This is a genomic window from Hahella sp. CR1, from assembly GCF_029813005.1.
Classification (GTDB): domain Bacteria; phylum Pseudomonadota; class Gammaproteobacteria; order Pseudomonadales; family Oleiphilaceae; genus Hahella.
The window spans coordinates 78,281-97,511 of record NZ_JAPELK010000015.1 but is presented as its reverse complement, the minus strand read 5'-3'; the positions used below and the strand labels follow the sequence as shown (position 1 = coordinate 97,511).

The following is a 19,231-nucleotide window of genomic DNA, read 5'->3' as shown; positions in this document are numbered from 1 at the left end:
AAAATTAATGTAAACGCTATAGCTAGACCAACCAAGACTAGTTTTCCACTATCCAATAACCTACTTCACAATCACTTCTGTAAAATTTCAGAGCGGTTGAGACTGCAACCATATGGATTCAAAAATTCGCCCAGCGCCAAAAACAAGCATTCTTGCCATTAATTTTGCACACAATTCAAACTTAACCATAGAGGTGGGTGATTAGCTTATTCAAATGGTATCGCTAACAACGCCAACAGCCCCATCCTTTAGGAGCTGCTATCTCAATCTCAAAGGCGGATATAAGAAGCTTAGTTAAGTAAGCATTTAGTGTTATAGATACTGAAAAGTTACTGCATTGCTACCAGCCACTGCTATCAGAAAGCTGGTAGCACTTTTACCCTAACTACCAGTCTCTTCCCCCATGAAACCCGCGTTTGCCGTGTTTTTCTATAAACTCTACCAGCGTGGCTTTCTGTTCAGGAGTCAGGGTACTGTGGAGCCGGGTAAGAGTTGGTAGTACGCTGGCGACCGCTTCGTTCATTTGCTGTTGATGCGCTTCGAACGCCGTCAGGATTTTTGCTTCATCCAGCTGCTCGCTGTTGATCTGCGCAATCAGCAAATCATGGGCGCCTTCCCGCTCTGCTTTCATTTTCTGTTTCGCCGCCTGGATCTGCGTAAGCAGTTCATCCAAGATGACCTGTTGTTCCGCATTGAGTTCGAGTTCATCGCTGACCCACTCTTTGGCGTGCTCCCAGCGTTTCTCTGGGTCATAGCGACAGGCCATCGCTCCTAAAGACATTGCGGCGACCAGTATCAACAACATTGGTTTTCTGACGTACTTGCCCATTTTCATAGCGCGTTTCCTCGTGATGTTTAACATGATGATCAACGTGCTCAGTGTAGGATTACGCTGGCGGGCATTCTTTTCACCGCCGTATCGGCTTGTTTCACTTTGTAACGATCTATCCCCATGATAAAAAAGGAGTTTCCCGGCAGAGAAACAAATCCTTGAAACTTTGCCGCTACAGCGCCGGTTACAGTCGCACTATCATGTAATTCCGGTTTCCCCTTTTTCCGCTACGAATGCTTATGAACTTGTTGCTGATTGATGACGATAATGACCTGGCGCGCCTGTTAAACCGCTACTTTCAGCGTTTTGGCTGGGAGCTTCGACACGCTTCCGCGCCGTCAATCGCCTACGCGCAATTAAAGCAAAGCCAGCCCGACGCGATTATTCTGGACGTCATGTTGCCGGAGGAAGACGGATTTGCCGTGTGCCGTAAACTTCGCCATGACTACACGACGCCAATCATCATGCTGACGGCCCGCGGTGAAGTGACGGATCGCATCGTTGGTTTGGAGTTAGGCGCCGATGATTACCTGCCAAAGCCCTTTGAACCAAGGGAGCTCGCCGCGCGCATCCAAAGCATTACCCGTCGTCACGTCTCGGTGGAAAAACCCTCGCCTCTAATGCAGTTCCGCGATCTGGAAATTAACCCAACGACCCAGGAGGCGCTTGTGGCTGGACGCCCGCTTACACTAACCACGTCCGAATTCCGCCTGCTTCAGTTATTCGCCTCTGCTCCCGGTAAAGTGTTTTCCCGCGACGAAATTATGAACAGCCTCAAAGGTACAGAAGTAGAACTGTTCTCCCGTGCGATCGATATTACAGTCAGCCGCCTGCGTCAAAAAATGAAGACTAAAAGTAAGAGGGAGTTCATAAAGACTGTCTGGGGAGCTGGCTACCGATTTACCGGAGAAGCGCTGTAATGCTCAAACATAAACGAAAACGTCGGCACTCTCTGTCAGTCAGGCTGATTTTGATATTTCTGGCCGCCGCCCTTGCTGTCCTGGTGCTTATCGTGGCGGCTTTCCAGAATATTTCGCAGGAACGCGCCCATGTCTTCTGGAAAGATATTTTTTCGGATTACTTTTACTCCCTCAGCAAAGACATTCAGCCTCCTTACGACTCGGCGCTCATAGCCTCCATAGAGAACCGCACCCATACTCAGGTCAGCGTCCAGAATACCTATGGGGCCTGGATGTCCGAAACGCCTCCATTCGCCAGTGCAAACCTGGAGTTTCGCGACGCCGGCGATGGACGTATCGAATATACCCATTGGAGACGCTACTTTGTCCTGCGTATTCCGCGCCCCGACGCCACCATCTATTTCTACGCCCGACCATTTGAGGGCGAGAACGGCCTGACTTTCACCGGCGTCGCCCTGCTGCTGTCGATCTTACTGGTGATCTTTCTCTGCTTTCTGAGCATTAAACGGTTACTCAAGCCTATCGGCTGGCTGAACCAGGCTGCGCAAAAGGTGGCTGGCGGCGACTTCCAGCAACGCATCCCCACCCTGAGGCAGGATGAGCTGGGGCAATTGAGTGACACCTTCAACACCATGTCCGCACAAATTGAATCCATGCTTAACGCCAAACGGCAGTTGTTGCTGGCTATCAGCCATGAGCTCAGATCCCCCCTCACCCGCATGCGCGTCGCAGGGGAAATGATTGATGACGAAGAACAGCGCGATGAACTGGTGCGTGAAATACAACATATGGACAGACTGATCACAGAATTGCTGGAATGCGAAAGGCTGGAAACAGGCCATCACGCGCTCCAATTGTACGACGTCGACGCGGCCAACCTGTTACGCGAGCTGATCGATGAACGCTTCGCCAGGCAGCGCGACATGATCAGACTGGATTGCTCCGCAAATAGCCAAGCGTACCTGGACCCTGTTCGCTTCAAACTGCTGGTGACCAATCTCATAGATAACGCGTTGAAGCATGGAGAGGGCAAAAATGTTGTCGCTAGTTGGCGACAGCTACCGGATCACGGCGAATTGATTGTCGAGGACAAAGGACAAGGCGTCGAAGCGGCGCATTTAGCGGCGCTGACAGACCCCTTCTATCGCGGAGACCAGTCACGCGCTCACACTGGCGGCCTTGGACTGGGGCTCTATCTATGTCGACAAATCGCCAAAGCCCATGGCGGCGAACTGCGCATCGACAGTGAGAAAGGCAAGGGAACCCGCGTTACAGTGAGGTTCCCGTTAAACAGCGGTAGTTAGATTACAGGCTCGGGCATTTAGGAATCGCACAGGAGGCGACCGCCTTGCGCGCCAAGATACTCGCCACATCCTTCGCCGTAGTCGAGATAGTAGCGTCGTCAGGGGCCAGCACACTGGCGCATTTCGCCGCTTCTTTCGCAACCTCGCATCCTTGCTGGGCAAGCGCATAGGACAGATTATTCCAGCCTTCCGCCTTCTGCGGTTGCAGCGCCACCAACTGTCGAAAAGCGGCCTCCGCCACAGCGTAATCTTTGGCGGCATAGGCGAGATTCCCCAACCCCAGTTGCAAAATAACGGAGTCCGGCCAACGCTTCACCGCCGCGGCGTAAGTGGCGCGGGCCTGCTGCGGGTGTCCGGTGTTCGCTAAGTCCTGCGCCGCCTTCGCGACAGGAAAAGGTTCTCCTGTGGCGGGCAACTCACCGGGGGGCAAAATGACCCGCGCCCAATAGCCGCCATTTTTCCAGGTACGCTCAAAGGTGCGCAGCAACAGCGTTTCACGCTCAGTGACGCCCGAACGCAGAATGATTTCCCCGCTAGTGAAGTCATACCCGATCACCACAGCAAAATGCCAAACCGGGCTCCAGCTCAACCCCAGGTTCTGAAACACCAAAACAGGGTGTCCAGCAGCCACTTCGCGCAGGATATTCTCCATTTCAGGCTGCAATGGATAGGCGAGTCGCCCATAGCTGCGGGCCGCCGCTACCATTTCCACCTGAAAACTCCCCTGCCGGTCCGGCACATACACCAAACCAACCAGATCGTCAGGAGCAACGGGCTGTTCGGGTGTTGTCAGCACCGTCGCCAATGCCGCCGGGCCACACTGATATTCAGACTGGGGATAAAAAGGCGTTGCGGTAAGTTCCGCCTGAAAGGGGATATCGCTGGGCGGTTCCGCCATCAGCGCCGCCGACTGTGGCAGAGAGCCGCAGCCAGAGAGCGCCGCGGCGATTACAACTATAATCGCCACGGCCTGTGCGTGTATTTGCTTAAACAATGTCCGAACTACAAACAACGTTTATCGCCAAACCGCATAGAAGCTCAGCGCACCTTAACGGCCGATGGGCTTGATAACTGGGAAAATATTGGTGGCGCCCAGCAGATCCAGCACGATCAAGATCACAAAAATAACCAGAATCACGCCCAAAGCAGAGCTGGCGCCTGCAGGCATTTCATTGATTTGCTTGTTGAATTCCGCGATTTCATCCGCAGTCATGTTCGCCACGCGAGCTTCAACGTCTTCCTGGCTTACGCCCAGGCTCAGCAACACTTCTTTAGCCTCGTCAGAGCCGGTAATGCGCATAATCTGCTCGCGATCATAGTTTTGTTGCTCAACCTGAATCTGAGTATCAGTTGAGACCATCGCCGCACGCACCGCAGCACTCTGCAAGCTCAATACGAACATGCTCATGCTCAGCAATACAGCGGTAATTTGCTTAATCAGGCGTTTGGATTTCATAGTCATTCCTCATTTCTTAAGTAAGAGATTCGTTGGAGTTATTACTGCGACATCGCGTCGCGTTGACGAAAGAAACAGAATTCTAAGTGTCGCAACGGAATTGCGAAAGTGCAAACGCCCTGCTGCGAGATATTTATTCACACCAGGGCGCTTACATGGTTTCCGACGCCGGACCTGCGGCGTCGGCAGCTCAGGTTACGCAATCCGTCGCGAACTCAGAGCTGATTAGAGGCTCGCGCCCTGTGGAACAATTTCCACGCGACGATTCATCTGACGGCCTTGCTCATTTGAGTTTTCAGCCAGAGGTTGTTCTTCGCCGTGAGGAACCACTACGAAATCAACCTGTCCGGAAACCAGATTGCGCAATGCCTGTACGGTGCTGTTGGCGCGATCAGCGGACAGCTTGCGGTTGTAGTCTGCGGAACCTGTGTCGTCTGCGTGACCGTGTACTTCAACACGGTTGTAAGCGCCTTCCTGGATATAGCTCGCCCACTGCTGCAGGTCGCCTTGCTCGCCAGCGCCAATCTTGGCGGAGTCGAAAGCAAATTCAATATTCGCGCTTGGCATTGGCGCTGCTTCCACTACGGGCTCTGGCGCTGGCTCAACCACAGGCTCTGGCTGTGCTGGTTCAATCACTACCGGCTCTTCAACCACAGGCTCCGGCTGGCTGGACGCACACGCGGACAGACCAATCACAGCAGCCGCCAACAAACTGAATTTAGACAGGTTTTTCATGTTTTTTCCTCATTTCTACTATCTAATTGCGGGGCAACCATTCCTTAGGCGGCTCCCTATCTTTGGGCGCCCGGTTAAATCACCAAGCGGTTTCTGTAATTCTCTTCCACCCGTCCCTCTCCTCATCCCAAACTCAGTGTGGGGCGACATCCCCTCATCACGAGCCGGCTCAAAAGAGGGATCGGCTTCCTGGCGTTCTTCGCAAGTCAGCAGTCGGTTATCCACCCGGGATACTCCATCGACTGAAAGCGCAACCTGCTCCGCCAGCACTTTTTCTATCGCGGTGTCGACATCGCCTTCTAACACGGCCCTGTCGCGAATCACCGTCACCTGGATTGCGAAGGCGCGCAATGCCGGGTTCAATAAATATCGGGTTTGAATCACCCCTTCCTTCCACCCTTCGGCGAAGGGGCTGCGTCCGTTGTCATTGGCTTTGGCGACCGTCGCTGCGGCGGTAAGCGCCACCAGGACGAACATCTTTAGCCATTGCGTAACCGTTCTCGAACACATATTGCTTCTCCCTTACAGCCAACCCGACGGCCCCTCCCGGGCTCGTTAGCTTCTTCAGCCGTATAACTCTTTAAGCACTACATTAGCGCTACGAACTGATCTCCGGCGTGGCGTCAGACTTTACAGACGCCGACTTGTTATGCGCCGAAGACATAAAGTCCGCATACTCAACCAGGGAGATATCTCCGCTCCGATCCATATCGAACATCTCAAAAGCATCAATCAGATCCTGTCGATTCCGCGCCTCAAAGCGGGTGATCAAGGCGTCCGCGTCCTTGTCCATTTCCACAAACCCTGGGATGGTGATGTCGAACTGATTGTCGACCGTCGCCGCCTGCGCTCCGCTAACTGCAGCGCACAGCGCCAGAATTATGGTCAGCAGAGATTTCATGATGCGGCTCCTCTTAAGGTCGTGAACTAATAAAGTCATGGACAAGTATCAGTAGATGGATAAGCGACTTGGTTATCGCCAGTCCGATTAACAATACAAGAACACTAACAATTTTCGATCCACAAAAAACTTAACCATTTAAAATCAAATAGTTAAAAACATTTTCATTTGTTAACGCTTTTTCCTAAGGTTTGTAAACTGTTGCCTAACGGACACAGCCCGTTTTGCCATAACCCATAGAAAGCCATATATTTCAATAAGTTAATGTGTTGCTTTTTTGCAACTCTAGGAATAAAGAAGAAAACTCGGTATGGTTGCGAAAACTTTCCGGATTGCAAAAACGACCAATGGGTTTTCCTTTTTACTCTATCTCTCTTACCCGGCAGTGGGCCCTGGGCATGCTGCTGGCGGTGGCGCCACTGATCGTGGCGGTTGGCTATGCGATCTGGTCGATGGACAAGCACAACCGTCGCCAGAACGAATTGGTGGAATCCACCGCTGCGATTAACCGGCAAATGTCAGCTTTACAAGAATTAGTGAAAGAACTGGAACGCTCTGCGCGCCAGTTTGTGGTCTTGCAGGACGCGCGCTTCGAGAAAATCTATGGCGAGAAGTACGCCAAGCTGCAGGAGCAGGCGACGGCGCTGGAGCGCAACATCGGCTCCGCCAAGATGAGCGACATGGTCAGTCAGTTACTGCGGGTCACCCACCGGAGCGCGCTTTCCATCAACTCGCCAGCCAAGCGCGACGCCGCGCCTGAGCAATTGTCGACGCCCAAAGGGGTCGAAGCCGAAGAAACCCTCAATGAGGTCGTAGGACCCGAATTTGAAGCAAACAGTCTGGGGCGTCTGACAGCTATTTTTAACAGCGCGGCGGAGATTACCTCCAATATCACGGTTCTCGCCAATGACGCCTTGAACGCCTCCCTGGCGGAACAAAAAGAGGGCTTCCGCACCACCCAATGGTGGCTGGCGATTCTGGGCTTGCTCGCCTTGCCGGCTTCCTTTGTGATCATGGTGATCTGGTCCTACGTCATAACGCGCCCCCTGAACAACCTCTCACAGACAATACGCCGCATCGGAGAGGGCGAACTGGAAGGCTGCGCCAAAGTGGAAGGACCGGAAGAGTTTCAGGTGCTGGGAAAGCGACTGGAGTGGCTGCGTGAGAACCTGGAGCTGATTGAACAGCAGAAAAGCGCGTTTTTGCGCCACGTTACTCACGAACTGAAGACCCCGCTGGCGGCGATTTTCGAAGCCAGCGCGCTGTTGACGGAAGAGATTCCCGGCCCACTGACTGGCGAGCAGAGAAAAGTGGTGGAGATCCTATTCGATAACGCCATCCGCTTGCAGGAAATGATTCAACAGCTCCTGAATTTCAACAGCGTCCGCCTGGCCGCCGGCGGCCCACGCCAGACGCTGGAGCTGCCTGAGTTCCTGCATAAGTCGATTGAACGCTACCGTTCGCTGGCCAACACCAATCAGGTTTACATAGAAATACCCAAAACCTCCATCGAGGTGGAGAGCGACCCGGTTCTATTGGAGATGATCTTCAATAATCTGCTCAGCAACGCCATTCATTTTTCTCCTCCCGGCAGCCGCATCGCTCTGGGATGGGGGAAAGAAGACGCCGATGGCGAGCAGCCGGGATGGTGGCTGGAAGTTCGCGACCAGGGACCTGGGATTTCCAAACATGACAAAGAAAAAATATTCACACCGTTCTTCCAGGGCGACAATAAGCGCCAGGGAGCGACGAAAGGAAGCGGACTCGGGCTGGCGATCGTCGCCGAGTGCCTGCGCCATCTTGGCGGCGACATACAGGTCATGGACGAAGAGCCCAATGGGACCCGCTTTTATATCAGTTTCACGGATTACACATGACAGCATTGAACTCAAGAAAAGTGATTTTTTCCCTTGGCGTCGCCCTGGGCCTGCTGGTCCAGTCAGGTTGCAAAAACCTGGCGTTGGTGACGAACGCGGTGGGAGGCGATCCCAACTCGTCGCTGTTGCTTGAGCGGGTTCCCAACCCTGACCTTGCCGATATTCTTGAGCAACGCGACAAGCACTGCCAAAGAAGCAAAGAAGCCCGCTCACGACGCCTGGAGCGCATGACCTCCAAACACCGGGCGGAAGCGTTTGAGACCATTATGATCGCCAGTTGCGAGCCGGATTATTATCCCGGCGTCATGCAAACCGCATTGCAGTCACTGCGTAAGTATCAGGACTGGAATTGGGGCGCGCAGAGTTTCATCAAGCTCATGCAGGACGTATCCGACTCCCAGCAGCGCATGCTGGCTTATAACCAGAAGCTGAAGTTGAAGCTCGAACAAACTATCGAAGCCATAGGCGCCATCGAAGAAGGCATTAACCAACGTACGGAAGAGTCTCCCAAATGAACGATCCTATCGCCAGCAACAACGATATTCTCGTCGTCGATGACGACTCCGGGTTACTGCAATTGATGTCTATGCGCCTGAAAGCGCTGGGATACGCCTCCCGACTGGTGGAAAGCGGCGAGGAAGCATTGCGGGAAATTCGCCGCAAGCAACCGATACTGGTGATCTCCGACCTGAAAATGGACGGTATGGACGGCATTCAGCTGCTGGAGCATATCCAACGGGACTGGCCTGGAACCCCGGTCATCATGCTGACTGCCCACGGCTCGATTTCAGAGGCCGTAGTGGCCACCCAAAAAGGCGCCTTCGCTTTCCTCACTAAACCCGTGGACCGCGAAGAGCTGCGCACCACCATCGAAAAAGCCCTGGTTGGCCACTCCGCCAACGAAAGCGCCGCCAATGTATTTCAATCCATCGTCACCCGCAGCGCCAAGCTCTACCAGCTACTGGAGCAGGCGAAAATGGTGGCGCAAAGCGACGTTAACGTCCTGATTCAAGGCGAAAGCGGCACCGGTAAAGAAGTGCTGGCGCAGGCGATTCATGACGCCAGCCCGCGCCGGGACAAACCCTTCGTACCGATCAACTGCGGCGCCATTCCGGATGAGTTGATGGAATCCGAACTGTTCGGCCATAAAAAAGGCTCTTTCACCGGGGCCGTTCGCGATCATGTGGGCCTGTTTGAAACCGCTGACGGCGGCACTGTATTTCTTGACGAGATCGGCGACATGCCCATGCATCTGCAGGTCAAACTGCTGCGGGTGCTGCAGGAGCGCAAAATCAAGCCTATCGGCTCCACCACCTATATCGACGTGGACATTCGCATCGTTTCCGCCACCCACAAAGACCTGCTCAACATGATCGAAGAGCAGACATTCCGCGAGGATCTGTACTACCGGCTCAACGTCGTCAATCTGGTGCTGCCGCCTCTGCGCGAGCGCCGTGAGGACATTCCCCTGCTGCTGAACCATTTTATGGAGCGCGTGGCCCAGCGCTACGGCCAGAGCTGCAAGCGCATTGCGCCTGACGCTCTGGACGCCCTGATTTCCTACTCCTGGCCAGGCAACATCCGCGAACTGATCAACCTGAGCGAGAAATGTCACGCCCTCAATGCCGGCGCCGTTATTTCCCGCCAGTTGATCGAGCAGGCGTTGCCCCGCTTCCAGCGCGAACAGAATCAGGAGGTGACGCTGTCCGAGGCCAAGCGAATCTTTGAGAAAGAGTACGTGGAAAAGCTGCTGAGCATGACCAACGGCAACATCCCGGAAGCCGCCCGCATGGCGGATCGCAATCGCTCAGATTTCTACAAAATCGTGAAAAAGCATGGTATTGACCCCGAACTGTATAAAGTGGGTTAGTAAACCTCTCCGCCAGCCCCTGCCTACCTCACTTCCGGTATCCAGGGGCGTCCGTTGACGTCCCCTCATTCGTAAAACATTGAAACAGTTCGTACCTGCGGACTTCGTCGCCAAAACCCTTTGCTATACTGAAATTCATCAAGAGATTTAGGGTCTGTTGACGTTTCGGCGTCGTCACTGCTGCGCTTGGGAAACCGTCAATCAAGGCGTGAGGAACGAAGTTTGGTAATTCCAAATGAGCGACGTGTAATCAGGGGCCGCATCGACCCAGCCCGAGCCGCTATATCCCCCGGTCGTCTCTGTCGAGCGTTGGCGCTGACGTTCGCCCTGGCGAGTCCGGCGGTCGCGGCGCAAACGCTTCATTTCCTGGCTTTAAGCGATAATGACGTTCCTGTGGCGGACGCGGTCATCAGTCTGCCTGCCGACCAAAGGTCGTCCCCCGCCCCGGCTTATGACGGCGCCCCCGCCATCATGGATCAGGTGAAGAAGCAGTTTCGCCCCAGAATTCTGGCCGTGGCGGCTGGCGCGCAAGTTGCGTTTCCCAACAGTGATAACGTTCGCCATCATGTCTACTCATTCTCTCCCGCCAAGGTGTTTGAACTGAAGCTTTACAGCGGTCAGCCGGAAGCGCCTCTGCTGTTTCAACAGCCCGGCGTCGTGGTGCTGGGGTGCAACATCCACGACAGTATGCTTGGCTATATCTATGTCGCGGAGACGCCCTACTTCTCCCAGACCGACGCATCCGGCAAAGCGACGTTAACCTTTCCTGACGCCATACCGGCGCCGAAAGACATTTTGGTCTGGAGTCCCGAACTTTCCATCGATTCTCAAACCATATTGCGACTGTCTTTATCTGAGCTTCCTACCAGCGCCGCGGATCGCGACGCTTACATTATCCGACTGAACATGCAGGGAAATGGCGTGGAACGCACGCAGGGCAAGTCCGGCTTCGGCGGCAAATTCCGCAAGCAACAGCATGAATAGTCTGCGTAATCAGATACTTCTGCTCTCCGTCAGCTTAGTCTGCGTGGCGTCGCTTACTATCCTTGGCGCTTATTGGATATCCATCGGCCATTACACCAGCGACCGCATCAATCAGGATTTCAGCGGCGCAGCCAAAGTGTTTGGACAACTTCTTGAATCCCGGGAAGTACAGCTGACCACCACCGCCGAGGTGCTCACCTCGGATTTTGGCTTCAAACAAGCCGTGGCCACCCGGGACACGCAGACCATCCAGAGCGTGCTCAACAATCACAGCGAACGCATCAGCGCCGACCTGATGCTGCTGCTTGATCTGAGTGGAACCTTGCAGGCGTCCACTCAGGATTCGCCCTCCCCTATCGCCAAATTCGCCCATCAGGACCTGCTGCGACAAGCTCTAACTAACAGCGGCGCGGCGGCCTTTGTCGCCTACCAGGGAGAGCTGTATCAGATGATCATTCTGCCGGTTTACGCACCAGCGCCAATCGGGTTCGCCGCCATTGGCTTCCGTCTGGACAGCGAACTGGCGGAAGAGTTACGACAAATCACTAATGTGCACATTTCCTTTGTGTGGCGCGATCAAGGCGCAGCCAAAGTGGTATCCACCCTGTCCCGCGATCAACTGGAGGAAGCGCTGCGCGCTCCGGAAACCATTCCTGACACGCTGCTGTCCCTGATCCAGCAAAAGCAAACCTTCAGCAGTAAACGCCGTCCGCTGTCGGGAATGGGCGACAACGCCATCGAAGCCGTACTGAGCGTGCCCCTGCATAACGCCTTCGCGGAATTCGCAATACTGCGCGATCGCATCCTGTTGATATCTGCGTTGACGTTCCTGCTGTCCATCGCCGGCAGCATGGTGCTGTCACACAACCTGACCAAGCCGCTTGGCCGCATGGTGAAAATCGCCAGCGACCTGTCTCGCGGCCAATATCGCAATCTCACCCCCATTTCTATCGCCACCAGTGAAATCAAAACCCTGTTCCAGGCCTTCATCAAGATGGGGTCGGATATCGAAGAGCGGGAATACAAAATTACCTATCAGGCCACTCACGACGGCCTCACCGGTTTGTTCAACCGCAACAAAGTGATCGCGGAAGTCGAAGACGCCCTCAGGCGGCACAACGCCCCTTTCCTGATTATCAGCCTGAACATCAACGGCTTTAAAAACATCAACGACACCTTTGGCCCGAAAGTCGGCGACGACTGCCTGCGCGCAGTAGGCCAACGACTGGTCGAGTTCATTCCTAAAAACCCTATCTGCGCGCGCCTGGGCGCCGATGAGTTTTTGTGCCTGGTGGACGTCTTTGGCAACGAGAACGCCCGCACCATCTGCGATAAGTTGCTGGCCCATCTGGCCCGTCCGTTTAAGGTGGATGACTTACGTCTGGCCCTGTCATTCAGCATTGGAGTGGCCCAATACCCCGAGCATGCGGCGGCGGCCGAGGAACTGTTGCGTCGCGCCAGCATCGCTCTGGACAAAGCCCGCAGCGAACGATGCGCCCTGCGCTTTTATGAGTCAGGCGAAGACGAAGCCCACCTGCGCAGACTGCAACTACTGCAAGACCTGAAGCTCGCCATTGCAGAGGACGACGGCCAGCTTTGCATGTATTACCAGCCCAAGATGCACCTGGCCTCTGGCCGGGTCGACAAATGCGAAGCGCTGATTCGCTGGAGCCATCCCGAGCAAGGCTTTATTCCCCCGGATATCTTCGTAGAGCTGGCGGAGCAAGCCGGGCTTATCGCTTCACTCACCGACTGGGTGACGCGCACCGTCATCAATCAGGTGGCCGAATGGCGTGACCAGGGCATCGATTTACAGGCGGCGATCAACCTGTCAGCCCAGGACTTGGAGCGCGATGAGTTGCTGGACAACGTGCTGAGCCAGCTGGAAACGTTGAAGCTGCCCACCCGCGCCGTTTCCTTTGAGCTGACCGAAAGAGACATGATGAGCGACGCGGACCACGCTATCGCGCTCATGCAACGTTTCCGTCAGCGCGGATTCACCTTGTCCGTAGACGACTATGGCATTGGCTATTCTTCCCTTTCCAAACTGAAGCAAATGCCGGTGTCGGAGATCAAAATTGATAAAAGCTTCGTAATACCTCTGGAACAATCCGCCAGCGACAAAATTATCGTCCGCTCCACTATTGAGCTGGGACATAGCTTTAACCTCAAAGTCATTGCAGAAGGCGTTGAAACTCAACGCAGTATGGATTTGCTGGCGGAAATGGGGTGCGACTATATTCAAGGTTACTTTCTATCCAAACCCATGCCTGCAAAGGAACTGGCTCCATGGCTACGACAACGCGCGCAGCAACTTCCTACTCAAGCTTTCGGCAAGGTCTAAGTCGTATTTTTCATCGATGGCTTTTCTCTCCTGACGTACTCGTTCGGATCTGCACGTTAATCATCACCGCAATTGCAATGCTTCCCATCGCCCACGCCGGAGAAGGTAAAATTCTGGCGGCCCCAGGCGTCACGCAGATCGAAGGCAGCGCTGGCGGCGGCCTGACGCCCTGGGCGGTGTTGGCGGGCTACGCCTCGCGGGACGACATCGCCGGCAGCGTCTTCAGCTCTCGCGTCGGCGTCGACGATTACCGTCTGGATGTCTGGGGCGGCGCGCTGAACTTCTATGACCGGGTCGAGATCAGCGTGGCGCATCAGAAGTTTGACCTGAAACAGGCCGGCGCGGAGATACGCCAGGACATTTATGGCGCCAAAGTGCGCCTTTACGGCGACCTCATATACAGTGAATGGCCCCAGGTCAGCACAGGCGTTCAGTACAAACGCCTGCAGGACACGGCGATCGCCAAGGCGGTCGGCGCCGCGGATGAGGAACATGGAACGGACTTTTATCTAACCGCCAGCAAACTGCATCTTGGCGCTGTCGGCGGATACAACCTGCTGTGGAGCCTCGGCGTGAGGGCCACCAAAGCCAATCAACTGGGCCTGCTCGGGTTTGGCGGCGACAAGCGCGACCGCTACAGCGCCCAAGTGGAAGCCGCCCTAGCCGTCCTGCTTAACGCCCATGTCGCAGTCGGGGCGGAGTACCGCCAAAAGCCCGATAACCTGGGATTCGCTGAAGAGGAAGACTGGAGCGATGTTTTTATCGCGTATTTTCCCAACAAGCACGTGAACATCACTCTGGCCTGGGTGGATTTAGGCGACATCGCCGGCCAGGATAACCAGCGGGGCGCTTATTTATCCCTGACCGGCTATCTATGGTGAGCCTCCCATTGACTCTCAGCGTGCGGAGAACACAGATGACGCAAGCCAACTCTCAAGCAAGTTCGATACTCCGTGATGCGACAAAAGCCATCGCTATCACACTCACCGCGGCGACGTTACACCTGACCGGCTGCGCAGGCGTCACTCAGGATGCCTCTTTATATCGCGCACTGGGCGGCGAACAAGGAATCGCCCGTTTGGTTGACCGCTTTGTGGAGGAAATCAGCTACTCCGAAGATATCGCGCCCTTCTTCGCCGACACAGACCCCGACCGCTTCAGAGAAAAACTGTCTGAACAACTCTGCAATATCAGCGGCGGTCCCTGCGAATATACCGGCGACAGCATGCGCGACAGCCACGCCGGGATGTCGATTTCCGAAGCGGATTTCAACAAAACCGTAGACTTGCTGATCAACGCTATGAACAAGGAAGGCGTGCCTTATCCCACGCAAAATCGATTGCTGAAGCGTCTCGCGCCAATGAGGAAGGACATTATTTATCTGTGACGAACGCGTCAGCAAAATTGCTGTAACCGGCGCGCAATTGCGCTAAAATCCGGCCAGATTTTTACGGAGACCGATTATGGCGATTAGCAAAAATAAAGTGGTCCAGTTCCACTACGTCCTGAAAGACCAAGAAGGCAAAGAACTGGAAAACACCTACGAAGACGAAGTCATTACCTACTTGCACGGCTATGACAACGTGCTGCAAGGCTTAGAGGAAGCGCTGGAAGGCAAAGACGCCGGCGACAAGTTCGAAATCACCCTGCCCCCGGAAAAAGCCTTCGGTCTGCGTCAGGAAGACAGCATCAAGCGTATTTCCAAAAAGTATCTGAAGCATGCTGGCCGTTATCAGGTTGGCGACGCCATCCCGGTTAAATCAGAGCAAGGCGTGCAAGTGGTCACGGTCATGAAAATCGGCCACTCCATGGTCGACGTCGATATCAACCACCCTTACGCAGGTCAAACGCTGACATTCGCTTTGGAAGTCGTCAGTCTGCGTGATGCGGAGAAAGAAGAAATTGATCACGGCCACGTACATGGCCCTGGCGGACACCACCACTAAGCGTTGCCCGCTCCAGCCAGCGCTTCCGGCTCAACATTCACATTCGGATGTAGACCAATGGAGCGCTGGACAGTTTCAGCGTCGCATCAGCCAACGCTAAACGCCATCACCAGCCAAACAATCGTCAGCGGCGCCAACAACAGCAATGGAGCCACTTTCGACGCATATCGCAGTTGTTCATCGAAAGACTGCCGCACGACTTCAATAATTCCCGGATCCCATAACCGCGCCGGCTTGCCTTTGCTCTCATCGGGATGCGCAGTGATGCGGGTCTCGCTCAGTACGCCGCTTTCCAGAAACGCCTTCGAAAGATTTTTCCCCTTACCCACAGACGCCGCCACGATATGGTATCTCTGACGCAGCCAGTCCACAGGCTCAGATTTCGCACATACGCCAAGCGTGCGCGGCAGATCCATCCCCGCTTGTACGCATAACCCCAAATTCAGCAGATACTGATACACGCTGCGCGCCACGACCAGTGACCGAATCTGTGGGAAACGGGAGGCCGCGTTCCAGAAACGCGAATCCGGCTCCACCCAATTACGCAGGAAAATCGGCGCCAGCCGCACGCCGATAACCAGCCCCGCCACCGCCGCCGAGGCGCAAACACTCATGGAAGTCAGCGTTGTCTGGGCGCCAAATGCAAAGAAATACAGCAGGTAGGCCAACGTAAAGCAACACAACAACCAGGAACCCGCCAACCAGGCGGATAACTGGCGGGATGAGCGACCGATCAACACATAGTAATCACATAGACGGGCGAAGACTTCCGCGATACGCAAAGTGGCGAGACCAAACTGAATAAAGCGCACTTCCCACGGTAAGAACACTCCACTCTCACGGATAAGCTCCAGCAATGGCTTATCCGCCTCTTGCCTGACGCTCTCCGCCAGTTGATTCAATTTAGCCGTGTAACAGCGCGGCGAAATGTCGGCGGCGGAGTCGAAAACCCCGGGAAATTTTTCGCCGTTCAGCATTGCCTGTCCCAGATTGGCAAACAGCACAGCCCGATTGGCGGGTAATAATTCTGAATATGACATTGAATGAGTATAGAAAAGGATTCTGCATGGAAATGCAGTTGAGTATAGAGTCGAGAAAGAAAAAAGGCACTGTAAAGCGCCTTTTTTCAAGAGTGAGCGTCAATCGGTTTCGACGTCGGTAAAGTCGCCGCCCTCAGACATAGCGAACGCCATGCCAGTGGTGTAGGACACGCGTTTGGTGCTGATATGCTTGAGATACTTGATCCACACCTTTTCAATGTCCGTCCCAGGCGCTCTTTCACCTCTCAACACTGTCAGAAGTTGTTCTTCCGCCGGTGTCGCAGGTTTGCGATTGCCGTTTGTGAGCTCTTGCAATGCATACCCGGAACGCTCCAGCAAATCCGCTTCTTTCTTGGAAAAGAAACCAGACCGGCTGAATCCTCTGGGAAAGTGCTTCGTATCGTAAAACACTTTACTGCTTGCAAAATCTTTTTGGTTCATAAATCAACCCCTTCCGCAAGAAGCATAAAACCAAAACCCGGATACTAAGCTAAACCGCTTGTTTCCCGGCGATTACTGTAAGGATAGTCCATATTGTTGGGCGCGATTATCTGCAAACAATGCTCTGAGTACAACCAAAAATTGCGCTTATAGGAAAAAAGTCTTGATTTTTTATTTTCTTTCTGTAACCAGACGCCGAAAAGCGCCTAAATAACTGGGCTGCGAGGAAATTTCGGGATTGGTTAAAATTCAGAAATAATCAGAATTAAATCGCCGTTAGAGCCAAATGCGCTAACTTTGAAACGAATGGATATATGAGCGGATAGATATAAGTAATGAAAAGTGTGCGCTTCTAAGAAGCCAGCTCGCTCAACATAACGAGATCAACGTCGTCGTCCGTACGCACTTTGCTGATGACATCGGCCTTGCTCAGTCGACGAGACATATCGCGCAGCGTGAGACGCTCAAAAATCTCATTGACCGTCTGGTTGATGACCGACCAGTTGCTGTGCACCGTACATGCATGCATGACGTCGCAGACACGCTCTTCAGCGCAACAGTCAGTCAGCGCCACACCACCTTCCACAGCTCGGAGAATGCGCGCAATGCTGATATTATAAGCCGCGTCGGAAAGACAGTAGCCGCCTTTGACGCCGCGCTCGGAATGAACGACGCCGCCATCCACCAGCAACTTCATGATCTTGCGCACGGTGGGTATGGGCAACTTGGTCTGATCGGCGACCTGATCCAGTTTGACCAGGTCCTTACCTGGCTCATCCAGAGCAGAGGCGATCAACAACCCATAATCGGCAAGTCTAGCTAAGCGCAACATAATTGAAGTCCTGTATCAGCTTCATAAACGCATGGCTCGGGATCGCCAAACGAACCCGCCGCGTAAGGAATACACGCCTTTTCGATTCTAACCGCATTCCCGATTGATTACCAATTTAGTATTGATTTGAAATGGGCTTTTCAGTACCCTAGCAATCAAGTCAAGAATAAGAAAACTCTGATTTGTCAGCGCTCTTAGCCATGGTGAAAAGGCTAAAAAATTCCAGGCGCGGATGACTCGGAGCTTTCTTTTATATGCGCGCTGTTAAAATACTCTTTTCGATCATCGAGGCCCTCTCATGAGCACGCCAGAAAACTCAGTTGACCAATATATCAAACGGGAATACCAGGCCGGCTTTATCACCGACATTGAAAGCGAAGCCCTGGAGCCGGGATTAAACGAAGACGTTATCCGCTTTATCTCCGCTAAAAAGAACGAACCCGAGTTCATGCTCAACTGGCGTCTCAAGGCCTATCGTGAATGGTTGAACATGGTTGAGCCGCAATGGGCTCACGTGCACTACCCCAAAATTGATTTCAACGACATCATCTATTACTCAGCGCCCAAGTCACAAAAAGACGGCCCCAAGAGCCTGGATGAAGTCGACCCCGAGTTGCTGAAAACCTACGAAAAGCTGGGCATCCCCCTACACGAACGCGCCGCCCTCGCCGGCGTTGCGGTAGATGCAGTATTCGACAGCGTTTCCGTCGCCACGACCTTCAAAGAGAAACTGTCTGAAGCCGGCGTTATTTTCTGCTCTATTTCTGAAGCAGTCAGAAATCACCCCGAGCTGGTGGAGAAGTACCTCGGCAGCGTGGTTCCTGTCCGCGACAACTATTTCGCCGCCCTCAACTCCGCGGTCTTCAGCGATGGCTCATTTGTCTACATTCCCAAGGGCGTGCGCTGCCCGATGGAGCTGTCCACCTACTTCCGTATCAACGCGGCGAAAACCGGCCAGTTCGAACGTACGCTGATCATCGCCGACGAAGGCAGCTACGTCAGCTATCTGGAAGGCTGCACCGCCCCCATGCGCGATGAAAACCAGTTGCACGCCGCCGTGGTTGAACTGGTGGCGCTGGAAGGCGCGGAAATCAAATACTCGACCGTACAGAACTGGTATCCCGGCGACGAAGAAGGCAAAGGCGGCATCTACAACTTCGTCACCAAACGCGGCCTGTGCGCCGGCGCGCATTCCAAGATTTCCTGGACCCAGGTGGAAACCGGATCGGCCATCACCTGGAAATACCCCAGCGTCGTGCTGAAAGGCGATCACAGCGTCGGCGAATTCTACTCTGTCGCTCTGACCAACAACCTGCAGCAGGCGGACACTGGCACCAAGATGATTCACATGGGTAAACACACCCGCAGCACCATCATCTCCAAAGGTATTTCCGCCGGCCGCAGCGACAGCAGCTATCGCGGGCTGGTGAGAATCGCTCCCAACGCCGAAAATGCGCGAAACTATACCCAGTGCGACTCGCTGCTGATCGGCAGCAAGTGCGGCGCGCACACCTTCCCTTACATCGAAAGCAAGAACAACAGCGCCGTGGTTGAACATGAAGCCACCACCTCCAAAGTGAGCGATGAGCAGTTGTTCCTGTGTCGTCAGCGCGGCATCGACGCAGAGCGCGCTGTGTCCATGATCGTCAACGGCTTTTGTAAGGAAGTATTTAAAGAGCTGCCCATGGAGTTTGCGGTGGAAGCGGGCAAGTTGCTGGAAGTCAGTTTGGAAGGCTCCGTCGGCTAAAT

At 54.1% G+C, this 19,231-nt stretch carries 20 protein-coding genes; 11 read left to right on the top strand and 9 right to left on the bottom strand.

Features of this window, described 5'->3' with window-relative positions; genetic code table 11:
* Positions 1–385: 385 nt before the first annotated feature.
* Entirely contained in the window at positions 386–835 is a 450-nt protein-coding gene (locus ONV78_RS27255; protein WP_279507700.1) for a Spy/CpxP family protein refolding chaperone, read from the bottom strand.
* A 236-nt stretch (positions 836–1,071) separates the two neighbouring features.
* Between ONV78_RS27255 and ONV78_RS27250 the strand changes: the two genes are divergently transcribed.
* Positions 1,072–1,752 carry a response regulator transcription factor gene (locus ONV78_RS27250; RefSeq protein ID WP_279507697.1) on the top strand — a complete coding sequence of 227 codons (681 nt, stop codon included), beginning with the start codon at positions 1,072–1,074 and terminating at the stop codon, positions 1,750–1,752.
* On the top strand, positions 1,752–3,056 hold the full coding sequence (locus tag ONV78_RS27245) for a HAMP domain-containing sensor histidine kinase (RefSeq protein WP_279507695.1): 1,305 nt from the start codon (positions 1,752–1,754) through the stop codon (positions 3,054–3,056). The genes ONV78_RS27250 and ONV78_RS27245 overlap by 1 nt, the downstream gene beginning before the upstream one ends.
* 1 nt (position 3,057) lies before the next feature.
* Here ONV78_RS27245 and ONV78_RS27240 read toward each other — a convergent pair whose 3' ends face one another.
* The 5 genes from ONV78_RS27240 to ONV78_RS27220 all read right to left on the bottom strand — a co-directional run bounded on the left by ONV78_RS27240 (position 3,058) and on the right by ONV78_RS27220 (position 6,148).
* Entirely contained in the window at positions 3,058–4,023 is a 966-nt protein-coding gene (locus tag ONV78_RS27240) for a PA2778 family cysteine peptidase (RefSeq protein ID WP_279507694.1), read from the bottom strand.
* An 81-nt stretch (positions 4,024–4,104) separates the two neighbouring features.
* Entirely contained in the window at positions 4,105–4,512 is a 408-nt protein-coding gene (locus tag ONV78_RS27235; protein ID WP_127973031.1) for a PA2779 family protein, read from the bottom strand.
* A 225-nt stretch (positions 4,513–4,737) separates the two neighbouring features.
* Positions 4,738–5,247 carry an OmpA family protein gene (locus ONV78_RS27230; protein ID WP_216738545.1) on the bottom strand — a complete coding sequence of 170 codons (510 nt, stop codon included), beginning with the start codon at positions 5,245–5,247 and terminating at the stop codon, positions 4,738–4,740.
* 18 nt (positions 5,248–5,265) lie between these two features.
* Positions 5,266–5,757 (bottom strand): BON domain-containing protein, encoded by a 492-nt coding sequence (locus tag ONV78_RS27225; RefSeq protein ID WP_279507691.1) that lies wholly within the window; start codon positions 5,755–5,757, stop codon positions 5,266–5,268.
* 88 nt (positions 5,758–5,845) lie between these two features.
* Entirely contained in the window at positions 5,846–6,148 is a 303-nt protein-coding gene (locus tag ONV78_RS27220; protein WP_216738547.1) for a hypothetical protein, read from the bottom strand.
* 347 nt (positions 6,149–6,495) lie between these two features.
* Here ONV78_RS27220 and ONV78_RS27215 point away from each other — a divergent pair, with 347 nt between their 5' ends.
* The 8 genes from ONV78_RS27215 to ONV78_RS27180 all read left to right on the top strand — a co-directional run bounded on the left by ONV78_RS27215 (position 6,496) and on the right by ONV78_RS27180 (position 15,169).
* Complete coding sequence (locus ONV78_RS27215) at positions 6,496–8,025, top strand: HAMP domain-containing sensor histidine kinase (protein ID WP_279507689.1); 1,530 nt, start codon at positions 6,496–6,498, stop codon at positions 8,023–8,025.
* The gene (locus ONV78_RS27210) at positions 8,022–8,540 is read left to right on the top strand and encodes a hypothetical protein (RefSeq protein ID WP_279507687.1); all 519 of its coding nucleotides are present in this window, start codon (positions 8,022–8,024) and stop codon (positions 8,538–8,540) included. Before ONV78_RS27215 ends, ONV78_RS27210 begins: the two co-directional genes overlap by 4 nt.
* Positions 8,537–9,895 carry a sigma 54-interacting transcriptional regulator gene (locus tag ONV78_RS27205; RefSeq protein ID WP_279507685.1) on the top strand — a complete coding sequence of 453 codons (1,359 nt, stop codon included), beginning with the start codon at positions 8,537–8,539 and terminating at the stop codon, positions 9,893–9,895. The genes ONV78_RS27210 and ONV78_RS27205 overlap by 4 nt, the downstream gene beginning before the upstream one ends.
* Positions 9,896–10,117: 222 nt before the next feature.
* The gene (locus tag ONV78_RS27200) at positions 10,118–10,879 is read left to right on the top strand and encodes a methylamine utilization protein (protein ID WP_279507684.1); all 762 of its coding nucleotides are present in this window, start codon (positions 10,118–10,120) and stop codon (positions 10,877–10,879) included.
* Complete coding sequence (locus tag ONV78_RS27195) at positions 10,872–13,223, top strand: EAL domain-containing protein (protein ID WP_279507683.1); 2,352 nt, start codon at positions 10,872–10,874, stop codon at positions 13,221–13,223. The genes ONV78_RS27200 and ONV78_RS27195 overlap by 8 nt, the downstream gene beginning before the upstream one ends.
* Positions 13,169–14,104 carry a DUF3034 family protein gene (locus ONV78_RS27190; RefSeq protein ID WP_279507682.1) on the top strand — a complete coding sequence of 312 codons (936 nt, stop codon included), beginning with the start codon at positions 13,169–13,171 and terminating at the stop codon, positions 14,102–14,104. The genes ONV78_RS27195 and ONV78_RS27190 overlap by 55 nt, the downstream gene beginning before the upstream one ends.
* A 35-nt stretch (positions 14,105–14,139) precedes the next feature.
* Complete coding sequence (locus tag ONV78_RS27185; protein WP_279507680.1) at positions 14,140–14,610, top strand: group 1 truncated hemoglobin; 471 nt, start codon at positions 14,140–14,142, stop codon at positions 14,608–14,610.
* Positions 14,611–14,686: 76 nt separating this feature from the next.
* Positions 14,687–15,169 carry a peptidylprolyl isomerase gene (locus tag ONV78_RS27180; RefSeq protein WP_279507679.1) on the top strand — a complete coding sequence of 161 codons (483 nt, stop codon included), beginning with the start codon at positions 14,687–14,689 and terminating at the stop codon, positions 15,167–15,169.
* A gap of 86 nt (positions 15,170–15,255) precedes the next feature.
* Here ONV78_RS27180 and ONV78_RS27175 read toward each other — a convergent pair whose 3' ends face one another.
* The 3 genes from ONV78_RS27175 to ONV78_RS27165 all read right to left on the bottom strand — a co-directional run bounded on the left by ONV78_RS27175 (position 15,256) and on the right by ONV78_RS27165 (position 17,482).
* On the bottom strand, positions 15,256–16,146 hold the full coding sequence (locus ONV78_RS27175) for a hypothetical protein (protein WP_279507677.1): 891 nt from the start codon (positions 16,144–16,146) through the stop codon (positions 15,256–15,258).
* Positions 16,147–16,308: 162 nt separating this feature from the next.
* Complete coding sequence (locus ONV78_RS27170) at positions 16,309–16,650, bottom strand: DUF413 domain-containing protein (protein ID WP_127973044.1); 342 nt, start codon at positions 16,648–16,650, stop codon at positions 16,309–16,311.
* Positions 16,651–17,002: 352 nt separating this feature from the next.
* Positions 17,003–17,482 carry an SUF system Fe-S cluster assembly regulator gene (locus tag ONV78_RS27165; protein ID WP_279507673.1) on the bottom strand — a complete coding sequence of 160 codons (480 nt, stop codon included), beginning with the start codon at positions 17,480–17,482 and terminating at the stop codon, positions 17,003–17,005.
* A gap of 298 nt (positions 17,483–17,780) precedes the next feature.
* Between ONV78_RS27165 and sufB the strand changes: the two genes are divergently transcribed.
* A complete protein-coding gene (sufB, locus tag ONV78_RS27160; protein ID WP_216738557.1) occupies positions 17,781–19,229 on the top strand; it encodes a Fe-S cluster assembly protein SufB in 1,449 nt (482 codons plus the stop codon).
* The last annotated feature ends 2 nt before the right edge of the window (positions 19,230–19,231 follow it).

Bases quoted from the DNA above. Each gene is read 5' to 3' on its own strand.
- ONV78_RS27190 (WP_279507682.1), top strand. From the start codon at position 13,169: ATGGCTACGACAACGCGCGCAGCAACTTCCTACTCAAGCTTTCGGCAA.
- ONV78_RS27235 (WP_127973031.1), bottom strand. From the start codon at position 4,512: ATGAAATCCAAACGCCTGATTAAGCAAATTACCGCTGTATTGCTGAGC.
- ONV78_RS27215 (WP_279507689.1), top strand. From the start codon at position 6,496: ATGGGTTTTCCTTTTTACTCTATCTCTCTTACCCGGCAGTGGGCCCTG.
- ONV78_RS27185 (WP_279507680.1), top strand. From the start codon at position 14,140: ATGACGCAAGCCAACTCTCAAGCAAGTTCGATACTCCGTGATGCGACA.
- ONV78_RS27175 (WP_279507677.1), bottom strand. From the start codon at position 16,146: ATGCTGAACGGCGAAAAATTTCCCGGGGTTTTCGACTCCGCCGCCGAC.
- sufB (WP_216738557.1), top strand. From the start codon at position 17,781: ATGAGCACGCCAGAAAACTCAGTTGACCAATATATCAAACGGGAATAC.
- ONV78_RS27180 (WP_279507679.1), top strand. From the start codon at position 14,687: ATGGCGATTAGCAAAAATAAAGTGGTCCAGTTCCACTACGTCCTGAAA.
- ONV78_RS27220 (WP_216738547.1), bottom strand. From the start codon at position 6,148: ATGAAATCTCTGCTGACCATAATTCTGGCGCTGTGCGCTGCAGTTAGC.
- ONV78_RS27225 (WP_279507691.1), bottom strand. From the start codon at position 5,757: ATGTGTTCGAGAACGGTTACGCAATGGCTAAAGATGTTCGTCCTGGTG.
- ONV78_RS27195 (WP_279507683.1), top strand. From the start codon at position 10,872: ATGAATAGTCTGCGTAATCAGATACTTCTGCTCTCCGTCAGCTTAGTC.
- ONV78_RS27210 (WP_279507687.1), top strand. From the start codon at position 8,022: ATGACAGCATTGAACTCAAGAAAAGTGATTTTTTCCCTTGGCGTCGCC.
- ONV78_RS27230 (WP_216738545.1), bottom strand. From the start codon at position 5,247: ATGAAAAACCTGTCTAAATTCAGTTTGTTGGCGGCTGCTGTGATTGGT.
- ONV78_RS27250 (WP_279507697.1), top strand. From the start codon at position 1,072: ATGAACTTGTTGCTGATTGATGACGATAATGACCTGGCGCGCCTGTTA.
- ONV78_RS27255 (WP_279507700.1), bottom strand. From the start codon at position 835: ATGAAAATGGGCAAGTACGTCAGAAAACCAATGTTGTTGATACTGGTC.
- ONV78_RS27205 (WP_279507685.1), top strand. From the start codon at position 8,537: ATGAACGATCCTATCGCCAGCAACAACGATATTCTCGTCGTCGATGAC.
- ONV78_RS27245 (WP_279507695.1), top strand. From the start codon at position 1,752: ATGCTCAAACATAAACGAAAACGTCGGCACTCTCTGTCAGTCAGGCTG.
- ONV78_RS27165 (WP_279507673.1), bottom strand. From the start codon at position 17,482: ATGTTGCGCTTAGCTAGACTTGCCGATTATGGGTTGTTGATCGCCTCT.
- ONV78_RS27170 (WP_127973044.1), bottom strand. From the start codon at position 16,650: ATGAACCAAAAAGATTTTGCAAGCAGTAAAGTGTTTTACGATACGAAG.